Here is a 20625-nt window from a genome sequence, read left to right as displayed (position 1 = left end):
TGCCGGCGCGGCTAGCGCCAAGGCAACATCGATGATAGGTGCCGGGTCCCTCCGGATCGATGGAAGTTTTCGGAAACTTGCGACGAATGTGCGCGGGCTGTCAGCGTGTGGTGCGCTCGCCGGCGATCCAGGTCTCCCTGAGGAGGCCGCCGCCGATCCAGTAACACAGTTCCGCGGGCTGGCCGACGTTCCAGATCGCCAGGTCGGCACGCATGCCCACGGCAAGGCGGCCACGGTCGTCGAGGCCGAGGGCCCGCGCGGCGTTCACGGTCGCGCCGCGCAACGCTTCCTCGGGGGTAAGGCGGAAGAGGGTGCATGCCATGCCCATCGCCATGCGCAGGGATAGCAGGGGCGAGGTGCCCGGATTGAGGTCGGTGGCGACGGCCATGGGCACGCCGTGGCGGCGGAAGGCATCGATCGGGGGCGGGCGCGTGTCGCGCAAGGCATAGTAGGCGCCGGGCAGCAGCACGGCCACGGTGCCGGCATCGGCCATGGCGCGCACGCCGTCTTCGCCGATCCATTCGAGGTGGTCGGCCGAGAGGCCGCCATAGCTCGCGACCAGTGCCGCTCCGCCGAGTTCCGATAGCTGCTCGGCGTGCAGCTTCACCGGCAAACCGAGTTCCGTGGCCTTCCCGAACAGCCGCCGGGTTTCCTCATGGGTGAAGCCGATGCCCTCGCAGAAGGCATCCACGGCATCGACCAGTTCCTCCGCGGCGAGCGAAGGCAGCATGATGTCGCAGACAAGCGCGACGTATTCGTCGCGCCGGCCGGCGTATTCCGGCGGCAAGGCGTGCAGGCCGAGGAAGCTCGTGCGCACCTCCACGCCGAGTTCGTTCCCGATGCGCCGGGCCACGCGGAGCATGCGTCGCTCCGTCTCGGGTTCCAGGCCGTAGCCGGACTTGATCTCGAGCGTGGTGACCCCATCGGCCAGCAGCGCGCGGGCCCGGGGCAGCGACTGGCGCAGCAGCCTGTCCTCGCTGGCGGCGCGCGTGGCGCGCACGCTGGAGACGATGCCACCACCGGTGCGTGCGATCTCCTCGTAGGTCGCGCCTTCCAGCCGCCGTTCGAATTCGTGCGCCCGGTCGCCGCCGAACACGAGGTGCGTGTGGCAGTCGATGAGTCCCGGGGTTACCCAGGTCCCGGGCAGGGACTCGACGCGGTGTGCCAGGGCGTGCGGTTCGTCCTGCAGTTCCCCGCGCGGACCGGCGAAAACGATCCGGCCGTCGCGCCATGCGATGGCGCCGTCCTCGATGGCGCCGTATGGCGCGCCGTTGTCGGTCAGCGTGGCGAGGCCGACATCGAGCAGGAGGTGATCCCAGCGTTGGTCCGGCGTCATGGCGTGTGCGGTTCCATCGGAAGGGGGTTGGCGTGAGCGCTCGTTTCGTTCGCGGACGATGCGTCCCGTCGCATCCGTTCTTCCTCGTACTGCGCGATCAGGTTCTCGGCGAGCGCCTTGTAGACCGGCACCCTGCAGACGAGGCTGGAGAGCGCGCGGGCGAGCAGGCATGCGGCCATGATCGGCAAGGCCATCTGCCGGTTGGCTGTCAGTTCCAGGGAGATGACCGCCGCGGTGAGCGGTGCCTGGGTCACGCCGGCCAGGTAGGCGGCCATGCCGAGCAGGACCACCGAGGACACATCCGAGCCGGGCAGGAAGTGGGCGATGTTGCTGCCAAGGCCCGCGCCGACGGCGAGAGCCGGCGAGAAGATGCCGCCGGGAATGCCCGCCCACGACGAGGCGATGTTGCCGAGGAACTTCAGCGCGCCGAAGAACGGCCCGGTGTCGCCGTGGCCTTGCAGGATGTCGCGTGCCTGGGCATAGCCGGTGCCATAGAGGCCGTTCGCGCTGAGCAGGCTGAGCAGCACCAGTGCGAGACCGCAGGCGGCGGCGAAGACGACCGGCTGGCGCGCCCTTATGCGGCCCATCGCGCCGCGGAATCCTCCCGCCGCGGGGACGATCAGGCGCGCGAAGAGTCCGCCGGCCAGGCCGCCGACGATGCCTGTCAGCAGCACCGCGATCCATGCGCGGCCGAGTGGCAGGGTGGCTGTGATGTCGCCGAAATAGGCGTAGTTGCCGACGATGCCGAGCGAGACCACGCCGGCCACGATCACCGCCGTGAGCAAGGTGCCGCTCATGCGATGTTCGAACGTGCCCGACATTTCCTCGATGGCGAACACCACGCCCGCCAGCGGCGTATTGAAGGCGGCGGCCAGGCCGGCGGCCGATCCGGCCAGGACGAAGCGTCCCGCGGCCGTGGGATCGGCGAAGCCGAAGCGACGACCCATCGAGTACAGCAGTCCCGCGCCGACGTGGACGGTGGGGCCTTCGCGTCCCACGGAGGCGCCGCCAAGCAAGGCGGCCAGCGTGAGCGCCATCTTGCCCAGCGCGACCTTCAGTGAAAGCACGCGGGAACGGAAGCCTTCGTCTTCCACTTTCAATGCCGCTATCGCCTGCGGAATGCCGGAGCCGCGCGTGGCCTTCAGCGCGCCCTGGGTCAGCCAGCACAGCAGCGCGAACATCGCCGGTGTCACCAGCAGCGGCACCCACCATCCGTGCGACGCGACACGGCGGAACAGTTCGAAGGCGTAGTCGGCCGCCTTGGCGAAAAGCACCGCGGAGAGGCCGACGACGATGGCGCCAGCCCAGAACAGGATGCGCCGGCGCCATTGCCGTGGCGACAACCACTCGTGCCGGCCCAACTCCCGAAGGCGCTCCAGCGGCGAGGCCGCGCCGCGCGGCGGCGGTGCGTCCGGCGGTGGCGTACTCATCGGCTCTCCGTCGAGCGCGTCCAGCGCACCTGGTAGAGGTCGTAGCGGCGGTCCTTGAGGTTCTGCACCGCGCCGGAGTTGCGTGCACGGGCGAGGTTCTCCAGGCGAAGGTCGGCGAACAGCACCGTTTCTATGTTCGGCGTGGAGTCGGCGGCGATGCCGTCGCGCGCGAAGGGGAAGTCGCTCGGCGTGAGGATGCAGCTCTGGCCGTACTGGATGTCGAAATTGTTCACGCCGGGCAGGTTGCCGACGTTGCCGGAGAGGACCACGTAGCACTGGTTCTCGATCGCGCGGGCCTGCGAGCAGTAGCGCACGCGCAGGTAACCCTCGCGCACGTCGGTGCAGAACGGCACGAACAGGATCAACGCGCCCTGGTCGGTCAGGTGGCGCGCCACCTCGGGGAACTCCGAGTCGTAGCAGATCATCACGCCGATCGGGCCGCAGTCGGTCTGGATCGTGGCCGCCGAATCGCCGCCGGTGATGTTCCAGACATTGCGTTCGCTGGGCGTGGGGTGCAGCTTCTCGCGCTCATGGATCGAGCCATCGCGCAGGCAGACGTAACAGACGTTGTGGATGTCGCCGTTGGGCTGGCGCGTGGGGTGCGAGCCACCGACGATGTTGATGTTGTAGTGGACGGCGAGGCGGTGGAACAACGCCTTGACCTCGTCGGTGTACTCGGAAAGACGGCGGATCGAATCCACCGGCGACAGCTCGGCGTTCTCGATCGAGAGCAACTGCAGCGTGATCAACTCGGGAAAGGCGACGAAGTCGGCGTCGTAGTCCGCGGCGATGTCGACGAAGTACTCGACCTGCGTCGCGAATTCCTCGAACGAACGGATGCGCCGCTGCTGGTATTGCACCGATGCCACGCGCACCGAATCCGGCAGGCGGTGGCTCTGCGACACGCGTGGCATGTCGGGCTGGTCGAGCAGGTGCGGATTGCGCCACACCAGGTGCGCCGCATATCCGAGCGATTCATGGTCGGAGGGTACGTATTCGCGGAGCAGCCCGATGACCTCGAAGCCGTTGCGCAGCTGGAAACTTAGCGTGGGATCGCGCCGGCTGCCGTCGACCACGGCCTGCACATAGGCTTCGGCACTGCCGTAGCGGCCGATCGCGCGGGCGAGGCCGGGCATGCGGCCACCGAAGACGATGCCGCGCAACTTGAGGTCGGTGCACAGCCGCTTGCGTGCCAGGTACAGCCGCTGGCCGATGCGCATGCCGCGGTAATCGGGATGGACCACCACTTCCATGCCATAGAGCCAATCGCCCTTGGGATCGTGGCGCGAGGCGAAGCCACCGCCGGTGATCTGCATCCAGGTGTGCGGCGCGAGCGCCAGCGCCTCGTTGATGCGGAACGTGGCGCAGAAGCCGACGATCTTTCCCTCGTACTCGACCACGAACTGGCCCTCGGGAAAATGCGTCTGCTGGCCTTGCAGCATTTCCGCCGAATGGCCCCATTCCGCGGTGTATACCCGGGCGGTGAGGGCGACCAGTTCGGGCACGTCGCTGGGGCGCGCCAGGCGAAGCAGCAGCTTCGGGGGATGTGCGGCGTTCGTCTCGTTCATCCACCCATTATGCCCCGCCATGCACGGATGGGAGCCGACCCTGTCGGCGATTGGTACCATGCGTGCATCCACCCCCTCGAGGACACGCCATGTCGACCACCGCCTTCAGCGCCGACTTCTTCTGGCAGGAAGGCGCATGGCGCAGCGGGGACGCTCCGCTCGCCGTGGCCGGCCGGCGCTTCGCCGTGGCCACCGGAGAGGCCGGGCGTGTGGGCCGCTTCGTCCTCCCCGGCATGCCCAACCTCCATTCGCATGCGTTCCAGCGCGCCATGGCCGGCCTTGCCGAGCGTCGCGGCCCCGGCGAGGACAGTTTCTGGACGTGGCGCGAAACCATGTACGCGTTCGCCGAAGCGATCGATCCCGACGACCTCAAGGCCATCGCGACACAGCTCTACGTGGAAATGGTGAAGGCCGGTTACACGCAGGTCTGCGAATTCCATTACCTGCACCATGGCCCGCGCGGCGTGCCCTATGCCGATCCCGCGGCCATGTCGCTGGCACTCATGGAAGCGGCGAAGGAGGCGGGCATCGGCCTTACGCTGTTGCCGGTGCTTTACATGACCGGCGGATTCGACGGCCGTCCCCTGAACGAGCGACAGCAACGGTTCCGCCACGACGTGGGTGGATTCGTCAGCCTTCTCGAACGGCTGGCGCCGATGCAGGACGATATGTTCACCCTGGGTATCGCGCTGCATTCGTTGCGCGCGGTGCCGGAGGACGCCATGCGCGCGTTGCTCGCCACCGGTATCGCACGTGGCCTTCCCGTGCATATCCACATCGCCGAACAGATCGGCGAGGTGCAGGACTGCCTCGCCGTGCGTGGCGCACGCCCGGTCGAATGGCTGCTCGACCACGCTGACATCGACCCGCGCTGGACGCTCGTGCATGCGACCCACCTCACCGCGCACGAGACCGACCGGCTCGCCAAGAGCGGCGCGGTCGCCGGTCTCTGTCCCACCACCGAAGCCAACCTGGGCGACGGATTGTTTCCGTTGGCGGCTTTCATCGATGCGGGCGGTACCTTCGGCATCGGCTCCGACTCGCATATATCGGTGTCGCCGGTCGAGGAACTGCGCTGGCTCGAATACGGGCAGCGCCTGATCACGAGGCATCGCAACGTCGCGGCGCGGCGTCCCGAAGAAAGCGTGGGTACGGCCCTGTGGCAGCGTGCGTTGCAGGGCGGCGCACGCGCGGCGGGGCTCGACGTGGGGCGCTTGTCCCCGGGTGCGCGTGCCGACCTGCTCGTCCTCGACGACCGTTCGCCGTTGCTCGCCGCGCGCGAGGAGGCGGACGTCCTGGACAGCTTCCTGTTCGCAGGGAACACGCCCCTAGTGCGTGACGTGATGGTGGGCGGGCAGTGGCGCGTACGCGATTTCGCGCACGCGGCGGAGGCCTCCGCCGCGCAGGCTTATCGGGTCGTGGTCGAGAGGTTGGCGGCGGCCTGACCGACGGGGCCCGAGGGACACCTGGGCTTGCCGTAGAGGCCTTCCGCCGCTGGTGTGTTCTTCTTCGCCGCTTCGGGCGAGGCGTATATGCTCACGCCGAGGTCGCAACGATTTTCGCGCAGGGTGAAGCGCAGCGTGTCCATGCGCGTGGGCGGTTCGTCGTCGAGCGAGCACGTGCTACCGGGGGCCAGGCGTACCGTCACGCTGTGGGCCTCGGACTCCAGCACGTCGAAGTGGACGTTCTTGCAGCCTTTCCAGTTCAAGGTGTCCTTGCCGATGCTGAGCATGCGCAGGCCGACGAAGGCGTTGCTATAGGGTTCCCAATCACCGGCGAGCCAGGCTGGCGCGGGTTGGCCGGTGGAGATGAGGGCGAGGGCTAGCAGGGTGTTCATTCTGGCTCGTTTGCCTTTTGCTTCGACCGATATCGCCGCTGAAGCGGCTCCCACAGGATAAGCGAGCGGCTCCCGCAGCGTATGCGGCCTTCGTGGGAGCCGCCTTTGTAGGAGTCCCTTTTGTAGGAGCCGCTTTTGTGGGAGCCGCTTCAGCGGCGATGGGTGCTTGCATCACGCTCCGGATCATGCTCTAGTCGACCCATGATTCGCCTCGCCGCCAATAACGCCAATACCAATAATGCCCGGAACCTCGGGAGGGTCGGCGTGTAGGCGGTTGCAAGTGAAACCACCGGATACACCGAAGGCCCGCCCTCACCAGGCGGGCCTTTTTCTTTGCGCGTTTTCCTCATCGGGAGAGTAGGTCCATGTGTTCGATCTTCGGGATGTTCGGCCTCGCCGCCGGCGACGACCTGGTCGCCCTGCGCACGCGGGCGATGGAGCTTTCGCAACGGCAGCGCCATCGCGGGCCGGATTGGAGCGGCGTGTACGTCGACGAGGGCGCGATCCTCGTTCACGAACGCCTTGCCATCGTCGATCCCGCCAGTGGTGCGCAGCCGTTGCGATCGCCCGAGGGCGATCTCGCGCTGGCCGTCAACGGTGAGATCTACAACCACCGCGAACTGCGCGCCGCCAGCGATTACGCCTTCACCACCGGCTCGGACTGCGAAGTGATCAACGCGCTCTACCGCGAAGAAGGCGCCGGCTTCCTCGGCAAGCTCAACGGCATCTTCGCCTTCGCCTTGTGGGACGCCGGCAAGCGACGTTTCCTCATCGCCCGAGATCCGCTCGGTGTTTGTCCGTTGTATTGGGGACACGACAGGGAAGGGCGCCTGTGCGTCGCCTCCGAGATGAAATCGCTGGTGGGGGTATGCGCCGACGTGGCCCCGTTCCCGCCAGGGCACGTGTACGACAGCGAGCGCGGCGAGCCGGTGGCGTACTGGACACCCCAGTGGCGCGACTACGACGCGACTCGCGGCAAGTCGATCGAGCCCGCCGCGTTGCGCGCCGCGTTCGAGGCGGCCGTGCACCGGCAGATGATGACCGACGTGCCTTATGGCGTGCTGCTTTCGGGCGGCCTGGATTCGTCGCTCGTCGCCGCCGTGGCCGCGGGGTTCGCGCGCCGTCGCATCGAGGAGGACGACCGGGGCGAGGCGTGGTGGCCACGCCTGCATTCCTTCGCGATCGGCCTGGAAGGTTCACCGGACCTGAAAGCCGCCGAGATCGCCGCCGAGGCGCTCGGGACCGTGCACCACGGATTCCGCTATACCTTCGAGGAAGGCCTCGACGCGCTGCCGGAAGTGATCCGCCACATCGAGACCTACGATGTCACCACGATCCGCGCTTCCACTCCCATGTTCCTGCTTGCGCGGCGGATCAAGGCGATGGGGGTGAAGATGGTGCTCTCGGGCGAGGGTTCGGACGAGGTGTTCGGCGGCTACCTCTATTTCCACAAGGCGCCCTCGGCGCGCGCGTTCCACGAGGAGACGATCCGCAAGCTCGACGCGCTGCATTATTACGATTGCCTGCGTGCGAACAAGTCGATGTCGGCCTGGGGTGTCGAGGCACGGGTACCTTTCCTCGACACCGAGTTCCTGGAGACCGCCATGTCTTTCGACGCGGAAGCGAAGATGGTGGCACGCAGGGGCATCGAGAAGGGCATCCTGCGCGAGGCCTTCCAGGGTGCGCTGCCGGAATCGATCCTCTGGCGGCAGAAGGAGCAATTCAGCGATGGCGTGGGCTATGGCTGGATCGACGGGTTGAAGGCACACGCGGAAAAGATGGTTTCCGACCGCGAATTCGCCGCGGCTGCCGCCCGTTTCCCGGTCAACACGCCGGCCACCAAGGAAGCCTTCTTCTACCGGGCGCTGTTCGAGAAGCACTTCCCCGGCGAGGCCTGCGCCGCCACGGTGCCCGGCGGCAAGTCGATCGCCTGTTCGTCACCGGCGGCCCTGGCCTGGGACCCCGCCTTCGCGGCGGCGGCCGATCCTTCGGGCCGCGCGGTCCGCGGCGTACACCAGGAGGCCTTGCCCGCCTGACCCGAGGCCGAGCCCGACCCGAAGCCCGGTAAGAACCCGGCCCAAGCCTGGTGGGAACCGACCCTGTCGGCGAAGGGTGCTTGCGAAAGCACCCTCCAAACCATGCGGTGAACGCCCCGATTTGTTAGAATTCACCGCTTTAGCCGGCGCGCCCCGCGCCCGCACCACCAGGCATGCCAACCATGATCGAGACCAATCCGATCCTCGCGCAGATCGCGGACCTCCGGGGCCGCGTCGAGTCGCTTAGGGGGTACCTTTGACTACCCTGTCAAGAAAGAACGCCTAGAAGAAGTCAATCGCGAACTGGAAAGCCCCACCGTCTGGGACGATCCCAAGCGCGCGCAGGAACTGGGCCGCGAGCGCGCCCAGCTCGACGGCATCGTCACCGGCATCGACGAGATGACCGGCACCCTCGACGATTCGAAGGAACTGCTCGAGATGGCCGCCGCCGATGGCGACGAGGCCACGGTGCAGTCGATCGTCACCGACCTGAACAAGGTCGAAGCCCGCGTAGGCAAGCTGGAATTCCAGCGCATGTTCTCCGGCGAACTCGACTCGGCAGCCGCCTTCGTCGACGTGCAGGCCGGTGCCGGCGGCACGGAAGCGCAGGACTGGGCCGAAATGCTGTTGCGCATGTACCTGCGCTGGGCCGAGTCGCGCGGCTGGAAAACCGAATTGATGGAAGTCAGCGCGGGTGAAGTCGCGGGCATCAAGTCCGCCACCTTCCGCGTCGAAGGCGACTACGCTTACGGCTGGCTCAAGACCGAGATCGGCGTGCACCGCCTGGTCCGCAAGAGCCCGTTCGACTCGGACAACCGCCGACACACCAGCTTCACCTCGGTGTTCGTCTCCCCGGAAGTCGACGACGATATCGAGATCGACATCAATCCGGCCGATCTCAGGACCGACGTCTACCGCTCGTCCGGTGCCGGCGGCCAGCACGTGAACAAGACCGAATCGGCCGTGCGTATCACGCACGTTCCGACCAATACGGTCGTGGCCTGCCAGACCGAACGCAGCCAGCACGCCAACCGCGACCGCGCGATGAAGATGCTCAAGGCCAAGCTGTACGAGCTCGAAGTGCAGAAGCGCAATGCCGAGAAGGACGCGCTGGAAGCGACCAAGTCCGACATCGGTTGGGGCAGCCAGATCCGCAACTACGTGCTCGACCAGTCGCGCATCAAGGATCTGCGCACGGGCATCGAACGCTCCGACACGCAGAAGGTACTCGATGGCGACCTCGACGAATTCGTGGAAGCCAGCCTCAAGGCCGGCCTCGAAGCCGGTTCGAAACGCCTCGACGCCTGATCCACGCCGGGGGCGCGACAGCGCCCCCCGTTTCCTACCCAAGAAGCCGCCAAACCACGCCATGACCGAAAACGCCAACGCCGAAGCCTCCGCCATCGCCGCCGACGAGAACCGCCTCATCGCCGAGCGACGCGAGAAACTGAAAGCGCTGCGCGCGCAGGGCATCGCCTATCCGAACGACTTCAAGGTCGACAGCTTCGCGGGTGATCTCCAGGCCGAATTCGCCGACAAGGACACCTGGACCGCGGAGGCCATCGAGGCCTCGCCCCGCCGCGTCGCCGTCGCCGGCCGCATCATCCTCATGCGCGGGCAGGGCAAGGTCAGCTTCGTGCAGATGCAGGACGGCACGGGCCGCATCCAGTTGTTCGTCCACCAGGGCACGCTGGGTGAAGACGCTTACGAGACGTTCAAGCGCTGGGACCTCGGCGACATCGTCGGTGCCACGGGCGTGCTCATGCGCACCAAGACCGGCGAACTCTCGGTCAAGGTCGACGCTATCCGCCTGTTGACGAAGTCGTTGCGCGGTTTGCCGGACAAGCATCATGGCCTGGCCGACGTGGAGCAGCGCTATCGCCAGCGCTACGTCGACCTCATCGTCACCGAGGAATCGCGCCGCACGTTCGCGCTGCGCTCGAAGATCATCAGCCACGTGCGCCGCTGGCTCGAAGCCGAGCCACGCCGCTTCATGGAAGTGGAAACGCCGATGATGCACGTCATTCCCGGCGGTGCCACGGCGCGTCCGTTCACCACCCACCACAACGCGCTGGATATCCCGTTGTTCCTGCGCGTGGCGCCGGAGCTCTACCTGAAGCGCCTCGTCGTCGGCGGCTTCGACCGCGTCTATGAAATCAACCGCAACTTCCGCAACGAGGGCGTGTCCACGCGGCACAATCCCGAGTTCACGATGCTCGAGCTGTACCAGGCCTACGCCACGTACCACGAGATCATGGATATCACCGAGGGCATGATCCGCTCCGCGGCCACCGACGTGGTCGGCGGCACGGTCATCGAATGGGATGGCGCCACGGTCGACCTCGGCCCGGCGTTCCGCCGCTGGCGCATGGAAGACGCCGTGCTCGAACTCAACCCCGAGATCAAGCCGGGCGAACTGCGCGACCGCGAGGCCATGGCAGCGCACGCGAAGCGCCTGGGCATCCACGTGAAGCCATCGTACGGTTGGGGCAAGCTGCTGCTGGAGGTCTTCGAGGCCACCGTCGAGCACACCCTGATCCAGCCCACCTTCATCACCGACCATCCGGTCGAGGTCTCGCCGCTGGCGCGCGAGAGCGATACGGACAAGGGCATCACCGACCGCTTCGAGTTGTTCATCAATGGCAAGGAGATCGCCAACGGCTTCTCCGAGCTGAACGATTCCGAAGACCAGGCCGCGCGATTCCAGGCACAGGTGGACGCCAAGGACGCTGGCGACGACGAAGCCATGCACTACGACGCCGATTACATCCGCGCGCTCGAGGTCGGCCTGCCGCCCACCGGCGGCCTCGGCGTGGGCATCGACCGCCTCGTCATGCTGCTGACCGGCTCGTCGTCGATCCGCGACGTGCTGCTGTTCCCGACCATGCGTCCCGAGGCCTGATCCGGCCTCGTTACCCGGAGATTTCCATGTTCTATGCCATCGTCGCCCTCGACCATCCGAATTCGCTGGAGAGGCGTCTCGCGGTGCGTCCGGCGCACCTCGCCCGGTTGAAGGCCCTGCTCGATGAAGGACGCCTCAAGCTGGCGGGCCCGTTTCCGGCCATCGACTCCGAGGACCCGGGCGAGGCGGGTTTCGACGGGAGCATGATCGTCGCCCAGTTCGACGACCTCGTCGCGGCGAAGGCCTGGGCGGATGCGGATCCTTATGTGGAGGCGGGCGTCTACCGCGAGGTTTCGGTCCGCCCGTTCCGCGTGACCCTGCCATGACGATCGAGAAAGTCGAACGCATCCGCACCCTGCTGACCGAGGCCCTGGCCCCTGTCCAGCTGGATGTCATCGACGAAGGCCACAAGCACGCGGGTCACTCGGGAGAGGGCAAGGGCCATTTCTTCGCCCGGATCGTCAGCCCCGCCTTCGCCGGGAAGAACCCGATCCAGCGGCATCGCATGGTGTACGCGGCCCTCGCCGAGATGATGCCCGACGGCATCCACGCCCTGGCCATCGAGGCGAAAGCCCCTGGGGAGCCATAATCCGGACCGGGGAGCCAGCGCTCGGATCAGAGGGAGCCATCATGGCCCGGTGGGAGCCGACCTTGTCGGCGATCCCGCGGCAGCGGGCCAGGTCACGGCGAGCACCCATCGCCGACAGGGTCGGCTCCCACCTGAAAGCGGCTCCCACACCAAGGCTGGCTTATCGAACCGAAGGTGGCTTTTCGGTAAAACAACGGGTTAGCGCTTTAACCTCATGCTGCTTCGTGTATTGCGCACCCCGTCCCCCTTTGGCAAAGTGATCGATCAGCCAGGGGGAGGCTCCCGAACGGAGTCCACGGCCGCGTCCCAACGGAAACCATAATGCGTCTGACCACGATCAAGCTGGCGGGTTTCAAGTCCTTCGTCGACCCCACCACGCTGCACCTGCCCACCAACATGACCGGCGTCGTCGGCCCGAACGGCTGCGGCAAGTCGAACATCATCGACGCCATTCGATGGGTGATGGGTGAATCGGCCGCCAGCCGCCTGCGCGGCGACTCGCTCACCGACGTCATCTTTTCCGGTTCGAGCGCGCGCAAGCCCGTGGGCCAGGCCGCGGTCGAACTGATCTTCGACAACAGCGACGCCACCATCCAGGGCGAATACGCCAGCTTCGCCGAGATCTCGGTGAAGCGCGTGGTCAGCCGCGACGGCCAGTCCGCCTATTTCCTCAACGGCGCACGCTGCCGTCGGCGCGACATCACCGACCTCTTCCTCGGCACGGGCCTCGGGCCCCGTTCCTACTCGATCATCGAGCAGGGCATGATCAGCCAGATCATCGAGGCCGCGCCGGAGGAACTGCGCACGCACCTGGAGGAGGCCGCCGGCATCTCCAAGTACAAGGAGCGCCGCAAGGAGACCGAGAGCCGCATCAAGTCCACGCGAGAGAACCTCGACCGCGTGCGCGACGTGCGCGACGAGGTCGAGAAACAGCTCGACCACCTGAATCGCCAGGCCCGCGCCGCCGAGCGCTGGAAGGCCTTCAAGGAAGAGCACACCCGCCGGGAGGCCGAGTTGCGCGCGCTGGAATACCGCACGCTTCACCGTCGCCACGAGGGCGAGGGCTCCGGCCTGCGCGAGGCCGAGCTGGAGATCGAGAAACACCTCGCCACGCAGCGCCAGGTGGAGGCGCAGCTGGAAAGCGTGCGCGAGCGCCATCAGGGCGCCAGCGAACACATGAACCAGGTGCAGGCCGAGGTGTACAAGGTCGGCGCCGAGATAGCGCGCGTCGAGCAACAGGTGCGGCACAACCGCGACCTCAACGAGCGCCTTACGCGTTCGCGTGCCGATGCCGATCGGGAATACGAGGAACTGCAGGGCCACATCGGCGCCGATCGCGAACAGATCGAGGCCTTGCGCATGGCGCTGGCCGAAGGCGAGCCGAAGCTGGAATCGCTGCAGCAGATCCAGGACGAGACGGGCGAGGCGCAGCGCTCGACGGAAGCCAGGCTCGCCGACTGGCAGCAGCGCTGGGACACGCATACGCGCGGCGCCTCCGAATCCAGCCGCGCCGCGGAAGTGGAACGCACCAAGCTGGCCTACCTCGACCGTCAGGCGGTCGACCTGTCCAAGCGCCGGGAGGCCTTGGAAGCCGAGCAGCGCGCCACCGACGTCGCCGCGCTCGACGCGGCCGCCGAGCAACTGGACACCGAACACGAGACCCATCGCGAACGGGTGGAGCAACTCGGCGGCGTGCTCGACCAGCACAAGGTCGCCTATGAACGGGTGCTCGACGAGGAACGCCAGGTACAGTCGGCGTTGAACGATGCCCGCCAGCAGTTGCAGACCGCGCGCGGCCGGCAGGCTTCGCTGGAAGCCCTGCAAAGCGCGGCGCTGGGCCAGGAAGAAACCGCCGCCAGCGGCTGGCTGGCCCGCCTCGGCCTGGACCGCTCGCGCCGCCTCGGCGAATCCCTGCAAGTGGATCCTGGTTACGAATCCGCCGTGGAAACCGTGTTGGCCGGCGTGCTCGATGGCGTGCTGGTCGACGCCCCGGAAGCGCTGACGCCGGAATTCGAAGCGCTGGGCCAGGCCGACGTCGCCTTGTTCGCGCGCGAGCAAGGCGGCCCCGGCAGCGCCGGTACGCTGGCCGCCCATGTGCGCGGACCGTTGGCCGCGGTGAACCTGCTCGGTCATGTCTTCGTGGCCGATTCGGTCGAGGACGCCGCCTCGCGGCTCGCCTCGCTGGCGCCGCACCAGTCGGTCATCACCCGCGATGGCGCCTGGATGGGGCCGGGCTGGGCCCGTGTGTTGCGCGCGCAGGGCAACCAGGTGGGCGTGCTCGCCCGCGAGCGCGACATCCGCCAGCTCGCCGAACAGATCGAAACGCTCGAGGCCTCCATCGAGGAGCGCACCGAACAACTGGAAACACTGCGCACGCGCAAGTTCGAGACCGAACGCCAGCGCGACGACGCGCAGCGCGATCTCTACGCGGCGCATCGCCGACTTTCCGAACTGGCCGGCCAGTTGCAGAGCCATCGCGGCAAGATGGAAACGGCACGCGCCCGCGCCGAAAAGGTCGGCGGCGAGATCTCGGTCATCGTCGAACAGCTCGACGAACTCGAAGGACAGACCCGCGAAGCCCGTGCGCGCCTCGACGAGGCGGTGGGCCACATGGGCGATCGGGAAGACGAGCGCCGCGGGCTGGAAAACGAACGCCGCGAGCTGCTCGAAGCACGCGAGGAAGCGAGGATCAACGCGCGCGAAGCCGCCGAGCAGGCCCACCAGCTCGCGTTGAGCATGGAGTCCAAGCGTTCCGCGCTCGGTTCACTGGAACAGGCGCTGGGCCGCCTCGACACGCAGCTTCGCCAGGTCATGGCGCGCCGTGACGAGATCGACCAGCAACTCGCCGCGGGGTCCGACCCCATCGCCGAACTCGAGGCCGAGCGGCAGACCTACCTCGACCAGCGCCTGCTGGTCGACAAGCAACTGGTCGAAGCACGCCGTGCCCTGGAAGATTGCGACGCCGAATTCCGCCGCCTCGAACAGGAGCGGCAGCGTATCGAGCACGTGCTCAACCAGGTGCGTGAGAGCGTGTCGGAAAAGAGGCTCGCCGCGCAGGCCCTGCAACTGCGCGCGGAGCAGCTCGCCGGGGCCATCGCCGCCTCCGGGCTCGAACTGGAGGCCTTGCTCGCCGAACTCGCCGAGGACGCCGAACCGGAGCGCTGGCAGCAGCAGCTGGTCGAACTGTCGCAGAAGATCGCCCGCCTGGAGCCGGTCAACCTCGCCGCGATCCAGGAGCACGCCGAGCAGTCGCAGCGCAAGGAATACCTCGACGCGCAGCTGACCGATCTCGCCAGCGCGTTGGAGACGCTCGAAGGGGCGATCAAGAAGATCGACCGCGAAACGCGCCAGCGTTTCAAGGAAACGTTCGACCGGGTCAACGCGGGCGTGCAGGAGCTTTTCCCGCGCTTGTTCGGTGGTGGCCACGCCTATCTCGAACTCACCGGCGAAGACCTGCTCGACACCGGCGTGGCAATCATGGCGCGGCCCCCCGGCAAGCGCGTGTCGAACATCACGCTGCTTTCCGGCGGCGAGAAGGCACTTACCGCCGTGTCGCTGGTGTTCGCCATCTTCGGTCTCAATCCCGCGCCATTCTGCCTCCTGGACGAGGTGGATGCGCCGCTGGACGAGGCCAATGTCGGCCGCTTCTCGGCCATGGTCCGCGAGATGAGCGAGAAGGTGCAGTTCATCTTCGTGAGCCACAACAAGGCCACGATGGAAGCCGCGCACCAGCTCTGTGGCGTTACCATGCGCGAACCGGGCGTGTCGCGTCTCGTCCAGGTCGACCTGGCCGAGGCAACCAAGCTCGTCGGCGTCGCCTAAGCATCACATCCAAGGAATCGACCATGAACCCCGTCATCGGCCTCGCCTGGAATCCCGCGGTAGGCATCCCGATGCTCTTCGTCGGCATCGTCGTGCTCGTGCTGCTCTGGCTGTTCGGCCAGCCACGCAAGGAGCAAGGGCGCCGAAAACCGGTGCAGGAACAGCCCGAACGCGCGCGCGAGCGCCGCGAGCCGGTGTTCGGCGACGAGCGGGACGACCTGGACGCCGAGGCGCGGGAATCCTTCAGCGCGCGTGACGAAGACGCCGGCGACCCGCTGTTCAGTCCGAAGCCGGCGCAGGGCGAACTCGATGTCGACCTGCGTGCCGAGCTGGAGCGGCTGGGCGCCTCGCTGGCGGGCGAGCGCACGGCTTCGGCCGCCCCCGTCATCAAGGAGGAACCCGCCCCCCGTGGTCCGTCGTCCCGGGTCGATCCACGCCTCGACCTGCCGTTCGAGGTCGACGAACCGTCGGTCCACGCCTCCGCGCCAGCCCCGGCCCCGGCTCCCGCCCCGGCCCCAGTGATGCCGCCGGCACCCGTCAAGGCACCGCCCCGGTCCGACCTGGGCCGCCGCCCGCCGCATGCGCCGGTCGAGCGCATCGTCAGCCTGTATGTCGTCTCCCGCGAGGGCAGCAAGTTCAACGGTTCCGACCTCGTCGTGGCCGCGGAAAAAGCGGGCCTCGAGTTCGGCGACATGGGCATCTACCATCGCCTGGTCGATGGCCATCCGGAACAGGGCCCCATCTTCAGCGTGGCCAATCTGGTCAAGCCGGGTAATTTCGACATGGCACGCATCGCGACGCTGCAAACACCGGGCCTGTCGTTCTTCATGGCCTTGCCAGGCCCGGTGTCGGCACTGGATGCATGGGACGCGATGCTGCCCACGGCGCAGCGCCTCGCCGAACTGCTCGACGGCCTGGTCCTGGACGAGGAACGCAACGCCCTCGGCCGCCAGCGCATCGCGCACATGCGCGACGAACTGCGTGGCTGGGATCGCGGCCACGAGGGCGAAGAGATCAAGTTCGGCCAATAGTCGTGTACACGCCGAAAGCCTTCCGCGAGGAACGCCTGCCAACGCTGCACGAGGCGATCCGCGAGATCGCCTTCGGCACGCTGGTGACGGCGGGCGAGGGTGGCATCGAGGCCTCGCACCTGCCTTTCGTGCTGGCATCGGACGAGGGGCCGCTGGGCACGCTCTACGCCCACGTGGCGAAAGGCAACGACCATGTCGCCCGGCACGCCGGGGAGGCCTTGTCGATCTTCGCCGGCCCACATGCGTATATCTCGCCGAACGGCTATCCAGGCAAGGCCACGCACCATCGCGAAGTGCCTACCTGGAACTACATCGCCATTCATGCCTACGGCGTGCCGGAGACGTTCACCGACCCGGCCCGCCTTCGCGCCTTGCTGGTGCGCCTGACCAGTCAATCCGAGAAGGACGCGGCGCAGCCGCGGCCATGGCGGGTGGACGACGCGCCGGCCGATTACCTCGCGGGCATGCTCAACGGCATCGTCGGCATCCGCATCCCCCTCGATCGTGTCGAGGGCAAATGGAAGCTGGGCCAGAACCGCACCGCGGAAGACCGCCTCGGCGCGGCGGCCCTGCTCGCAGAACGGACCGGCGACGACGAACAAGCCATCGCGCGGGCCATGCGCTCGTTCGGAGCCTAGCGGGCCCGTTCCAGCCGGCCCGTCGTCCTTGCGACGTGCGTTCACACTGTCGCAACACCCCTCTGCGTCACTGTCGTGGCCTTCGCGTGCCCGGGTCATTGGCACGATGCATACATCCGGCCCGGCATGCTCGTCCCCATCCTGGAGGAACGCGAGTCACATGTCGGCCAGCCCGTGTGCGCCATTTCGCATCTATTACCTGCACCCGCTGCTGGCGGGGCCGCTGACCGCCTGGAACGCGTGGATCGAGCACGCGGCGGGGCTTGGATTCCGCCAACTGCTGATCGCACCGCCGTTCGAACCGTCGGCCTGTGGCGATGTCTTCGTGACACGCGACTTCGACCGGCTGCACCCCGCCCTCGGCGCGGACGGCGACGCGACGACGCGGCTGGCACAGATCGCCAAGGCGTGTCGTGCGCACGACCTCGAACTCTGGCTGGACCTTCCCCTCGACGAGCTCGCCGCGGATGCGCCTGTGCGCCAGGAACATCCGGAATGGTTTCGCGCGGTGGCCGCGCAGCACGGCACGCCCGACCCGCGCTGGACGCCGAGCGAAAGCGATAGCGTGCGCTGGCGGTTCAACGATCCCGACGTGGTCGATGCTGCCTGCCAGTGGTGGATCGACCGCTTGCGCCGCTGGACGGCCGCGGGTGTGTCGGGTTTTCGCCTGGTCCATCCGCAGCGCCTGCGCGCGACGGTGTGGAAGACACTGCTCGATGCCGTGCGGGCGGATGCGCCCCGGACGGCGTTCCTGGCGTGGACACCGGGGCTGACGCCGGAGGAAGTGGCTGCCTTGCGTGGCGCCGGCTTCGATGCCGTGGTCTCGTCGGCCAGCTGGTGGGACTTCCGTTCATCGTGGTTCGTGGAGGAGGCCGAACGCCTCGAAGCGTTAGCGCCCGTCCTTGCCTGCACCGAGGCGCCGTTCTCGACGCGGTTGGGTGACGCACTGGGTGAGGAGAACCAGCTCGATCATGCCTATCGTCGCGCCATCGCCTTCAGCGCTACGTCGCCGGCCGGATGGATGATGCCGCTCGGGTTCGAGTACGCCGTGCACGACGCACTGGACCCCCGTCGCGGTAACCCGGTGACGCCTGCGGCGCTGGCCAGGGACGCGGTGCTGGATGCCACGGAAGCGGTGAAGGCGGCGAACGAGTCGGTGGGTGAACGCATGCCGGGGCCGCCGCTGGTCCGGACGACCCATGGCGTGGCAATGTTCCTCACCGTCGATGGTGCGGACCCGCGCACCGCTGGACGCGCCACCCTGACGCTGGTGAACGCCTCGCTGGATCGCGAGGTGGCACTGGGCGCGGCGGAGGCATTGGCCGGCGCGGCGGCCCATTTCGCTCCCTGGACCACATCCGACGGCCGCAAGATCTTCGACCAGGGCGACGGGGTGATCCTGGAGCCGGGCGCCGTGCTGACCTTGCAGGGCACGCAGGCGGTGCCGGCGAAGCGAAAGCTCGGGGTCCTGGCCCAGAAGGAATTCCTGCAGGCATCCACCCGCGCGCCTCGGGTCGTCATCGAGGCGGTGGCGCCGACGGTGGATGGGGGGCGGTTTCCCGCCAAGTGCATCGTCGGCCAGCCGGTCGCGGTCACGGCGGACATCTTCATGGATGGTCACGACGTGCTTGCCGCACGGTTGCGATATCGCGCGCAGGACGAAAAGAGCTGGCGCGAAACGACGATGGCCTTCGTCGACAACGACCTCCATGCCGCCAGTTTCACGCCGACGCGCATCGGTCGCCATGAATTCCAGATCGAGGCGTGGCGCGACCCGTTCGCGACCTACCGGCATGAAATCGAGTTGAAGCACGCTGCGAACGTGCCCATCGCCCTGGAACTGGAGGAGGGCAGGTTGCTGGTGGAAGCGCGTGCGAAGGATGCCGCCGGCCCGAAGGCGAAGGCCTTGCGCAACCTCGCCGCGGCCCTGGCCAAGGCCGAAGGCGACGATCGCCTGGAAATCCTGCTCGCCGACAGCACGCTGGAGTTGATGAGCGCGACCGATCCGCGCGAGCGGTCGACCGTGGCGGGGTCGTACCTGCTCGAGGTGGACCGGCGCGAAGCCGGGTTCGCGAGCTGGTACGAGCTGTTCCCGCGTTCCATGACCGAAGCCAAGGAAAAGCACGGTACGTTCCGCGGCACGATCGCGCGCCTTCCGGCGATCCGCGACATGGGCTTCGACGTGCTGTATTTCCCGCCGATCCATCCCATCGGCACGGCGTTCCGCAAGGGGCCGAACAACACGCTCAGCCCGGGTCCCGGTGATCCGGGCAGCCCCTACGCGATCGGCTCCCCGGAAGGCGGCCATACCGCGATCCACCCGCAGCTGGGAACCATCGAGGACTTCCGCGCACTGCGCGACGCCGCCCACGCGCACGGGCTGGAACTGGCCCTGGACTTCGCGATCCAGTGCTCGCCCGACCATCCATGGTTGAAGGAGCACCCCGAGTGGTTCGACTGGCGCCCCGACGGCAGCATCAAGTACGCGGAAAACCCGCCGAAGAAATACCAGGACATCGTCAATGTCGACTTCTACGTCGATGGCGCGGTTCCATCGCTCTGGCAGGCGTTGTGCGACGTCGTGCTGTTCTGGGCCGCGGAGGGCGTGCGCACGTTCCGCGTCGACAACCCGCACACGAAGCCTTTCCCCTTCTGGGAATGGATGATCGCGCGGGTTCGCGCGAAGTATCCCGACGTGCTGTTCCTTTCCGAGGCCTTCACGCGTCCCAAGCCGATGTATCGCCTGGCCAAGGTCGGTTTCAGCCAGTCGTACACCTATTTCACGTGGCGCGATTCCAAGCAGGAATTCATCGATTACCTGACCGAATTGACCACCACGCCGCCGAAGGATTTCTTCCGGCCGAACTTCTTCGTCAACACGCCGGACATCAACCCGTATTTCCTGCAGACCTCCGGACGCCCGGGCTTCCTGATCCGCGCCGCGCTGGCGACGACGTTGTCGGGGTTGTGGGGCATGTACTCCGGTTTCGAGATCTGCGAATCCGCGCCGATTCCCGGGAAGGAGGAATACCTCGATTCGGAGAAGTACGAGATACGGGTCCGTGATTTCGATGCGCCAGGCAACATCGTGGCCGAGATCACCCGGCTGAACCGGATCAGGCGTGCGCATCCGGCCTTGCAGACCCACCTGGGCGTGCGCTTCCTGCCGGCGAACAACGACCAGGTGCTGTTCTTCGAGAAACGTGCCGGCGACGACCTCATCCTCGTCGCGATCAGCATGGACCCGCACAACGCCCAGGCGGCCGACCTGAGCCTTCCGCTCGGCGACTGGGGGTTATCGGCGGATGCTCCGCTCGACATCCACGACCTTCTGCACGACCAATCCACCACCTGGCGCGGGTCCACGCAGCACGTATGGCTCGGCCTCGGCCAGCCCTACGCGGTGTGGCACGTGCGGCTTCCGGGAGTCTGATCC

Annotated in this window: 14 protein-coding genes; 10 read left to right on the top strand and 4 right to left on the bottom strand. The window is 67.3% G+C overall.

The features are described 5' to 3' along the window. Window positions 1-100: 100 nt before the first annotated feature. The 3 genes from hutI to ACR9Y6_RS08040 are packed head-to-tail and all read right to left on the bottom strand — an operon-like array spanning window position 101 to window position 4334. Complete coding sequence (gene hutI, locus ACR9Y6_RS08050) at window positions 101-1336, bottom strand: imidazolonepropionase (protein ID WP_481280830.1); 1236 nt, start codon at window positions 1334-1336, stop codon at window positions 101-103. Then, the gene (locus tag ACR9Y6_RS08045) at window positions 1333-2766 is read right to left on the bottom strand and encodes a chloride channel protein (protein WP_481280829.1); all 1434 of its coding nucleotides are present in this window, start codon (window positions 2764-2766) and stop codon (window positions 1333-1335) included. Before ACR9Y6_RS08045 ends, hutI begins: the two co-directional genes overlap by 4 nt. After that, entirely contained in the window at window positions 2763-4334 is a 1572-nt protein-coding gene (locus tag ACR9Y6_RS08040; protein WP_371024980.1) for a GNAT family N-acetyltransferase, read from the bottom strand. The genes ACR9Y6_RS08045 and ACR9Y6_RS08040 overlap by 4 nt, the downstream gene beginning before the upstream one ends. A gap of 89 nt (window positions 4335-4423) precedes the next feature. Here ACR9Y6_RS08040 and ACR9Y6_RS08035 point away from each other — a divergent pair, with 89 nt between their 5' ends. Beyond that, window positions 4424-5779 carry a formimidoylglutamate deiminase gene (locus ACR9Y6_RS08035; protein WP_481280828.1) on the top strand — a complete coding sequence of 452 codons (1356 nt, stop codon included), beginning with the start codon at window positions 4424-4426 and terminating at the stop codon, window positions 5777-5779. Here ACR9Y6_RS08035 and ACR9Y6_RS08030 read toward each other — a convergent pair. Continuing rightward, window positions 5743-6171, bottom strand: coding sequence for a hypothetical protein (locus ACR9Y6_RS08030; RefSeq protein ID WP_481280827.1), 429 nt, complete (start codon window positions 6169-6171; stop codon window positions 5743-5745). The two genes, ACR9Y6_RS08035 and ACR9Y6_RS08030, sit on opposite strands and share 37 nt — an antisense overlap. 365 nt (window positions 6172-6536) lie before the next feature. Here ACR9Y6_RS08030 and asnB point away from each other — a divergent pair, with 365 nt between their 5' ends. From asnB to ACR9Y6_RS07985, 9 genes are all read left to right on the top strand, one after another. Continuing rightward, window positions 6537-8207 (top strand): asparagine synthase B, encoded by a 1671-nt coding sequence (asnB, locus tag ACR9Y6_RS08025; protein WP_481280826.1) that lies wholly within the window; start codon window positions 6537-6539, stop codon window positions 8205-8207. A gap of 182 nt (window positions 8208-8389) precedes the next feature. Continuing rightward, a protein-coding gene (prfB, locus tag ACR9Y6_RS08020) for a peptide chain release factor 2 (RefSeq protein WP_481280825.1) occupies window positions 8390-9515 on the top strand; the annotation gives its coding sequence in 2 pieces (ribosomal slippage) (window positions 8390-8464 and window positions 8466-9515; 1125 coding nt in all). A gap of 61 nt (window positions 9516-9576) precedes the next feature. Continuing rightward, complete coding sequence (lysS, locus tag ACR9Y6_RS08015; RefSeq protein ID WP_481280824.1) at window positions 9577-11109, top strand: lysine--tRNA ligase; 1533 nt, start codon at window positions 9577-9579, stop codon at window positions 11107-11109. 26 nt (window positions 11110-11135) lie between these two features. Continuing rightward, on the top strand, window positions 11136-11435 hold the full coding sequence (locus tag ACR9Y6_RS08010) for a YciI family protein (RefSeq protein WP_481280823.1): 300 nt from the start codon (window positions 11136-11138) through the stop codon (window positions 11433-11435). 2 nt (window positions 11436-11437) lie between these two features. Beyond that, on the top strand, window positions 11438-11698 hold the full coding sequence (locus tag ACR9Y6_RS08005) for a BolA family protein (RefSeq protein WP_426287884.1): 261 nt from the start codon (window positions 11438-11440) through the stop codon (window positions 11696-11698). Between the two features lie 321 nt (window positions 11699-12019). Beyond that, entirely contained in the window at window positions 12020-15520 is a 3501-nt protein-coding gene (smc, locus tag ACR9Y6_RS08000) for a chromosome segregation protein SMC (RefSeq protein ID WP_481280822.1), read from the top strand. Between the two features lie 23 nt (window positions 15521-15543). Continuing rightward, the gene (gene zipA, locus ACR9Y6_RS07995) at window positions 15544-16551 is read left to right on the top strand and encodes a cell division protein ZipA (protein WP_481280821.1); all 1008 of its coding nucleotides are present in this window, start codon (window positions 15544-15546) and stop codon (window positions 16549-16551) included. Window positions 16552-16553: 2 nt separating this feature from the next. Further along, window positions 16554-17189: an FMN-binding negative transcriptional regulator gene (locus tag ACR9Y6_RS07990; protein WP_481280820.1), complete on the top strand. Its 636-nt coding sequence runs from the start codon at window positions 16554-16556 to the stop codon at window positions 17187-17189. 160 nt (window positions 17190-17349) lie between these two features. Further along, complete coding sequence (locus ACR9Y6_RS07985) at window positions 17350-20622, top strand: maltotransferase domain-containing protein (RefSeq protein WP_481280819.1); 3273 nt, start codon at window positions 17350-17352, stop codon at window positions 20620-20622. The last annotated feature ends 3 nt before the right edge of the window (window positions 20623-20625 follow it).

The sequence above is a fragment of the Luteibacter sp. TLI7-4A genome (assembly GCF_056754745.1).
This window is presented reverse-complemented; position numbering and strand designations above follow the sequence as displayed.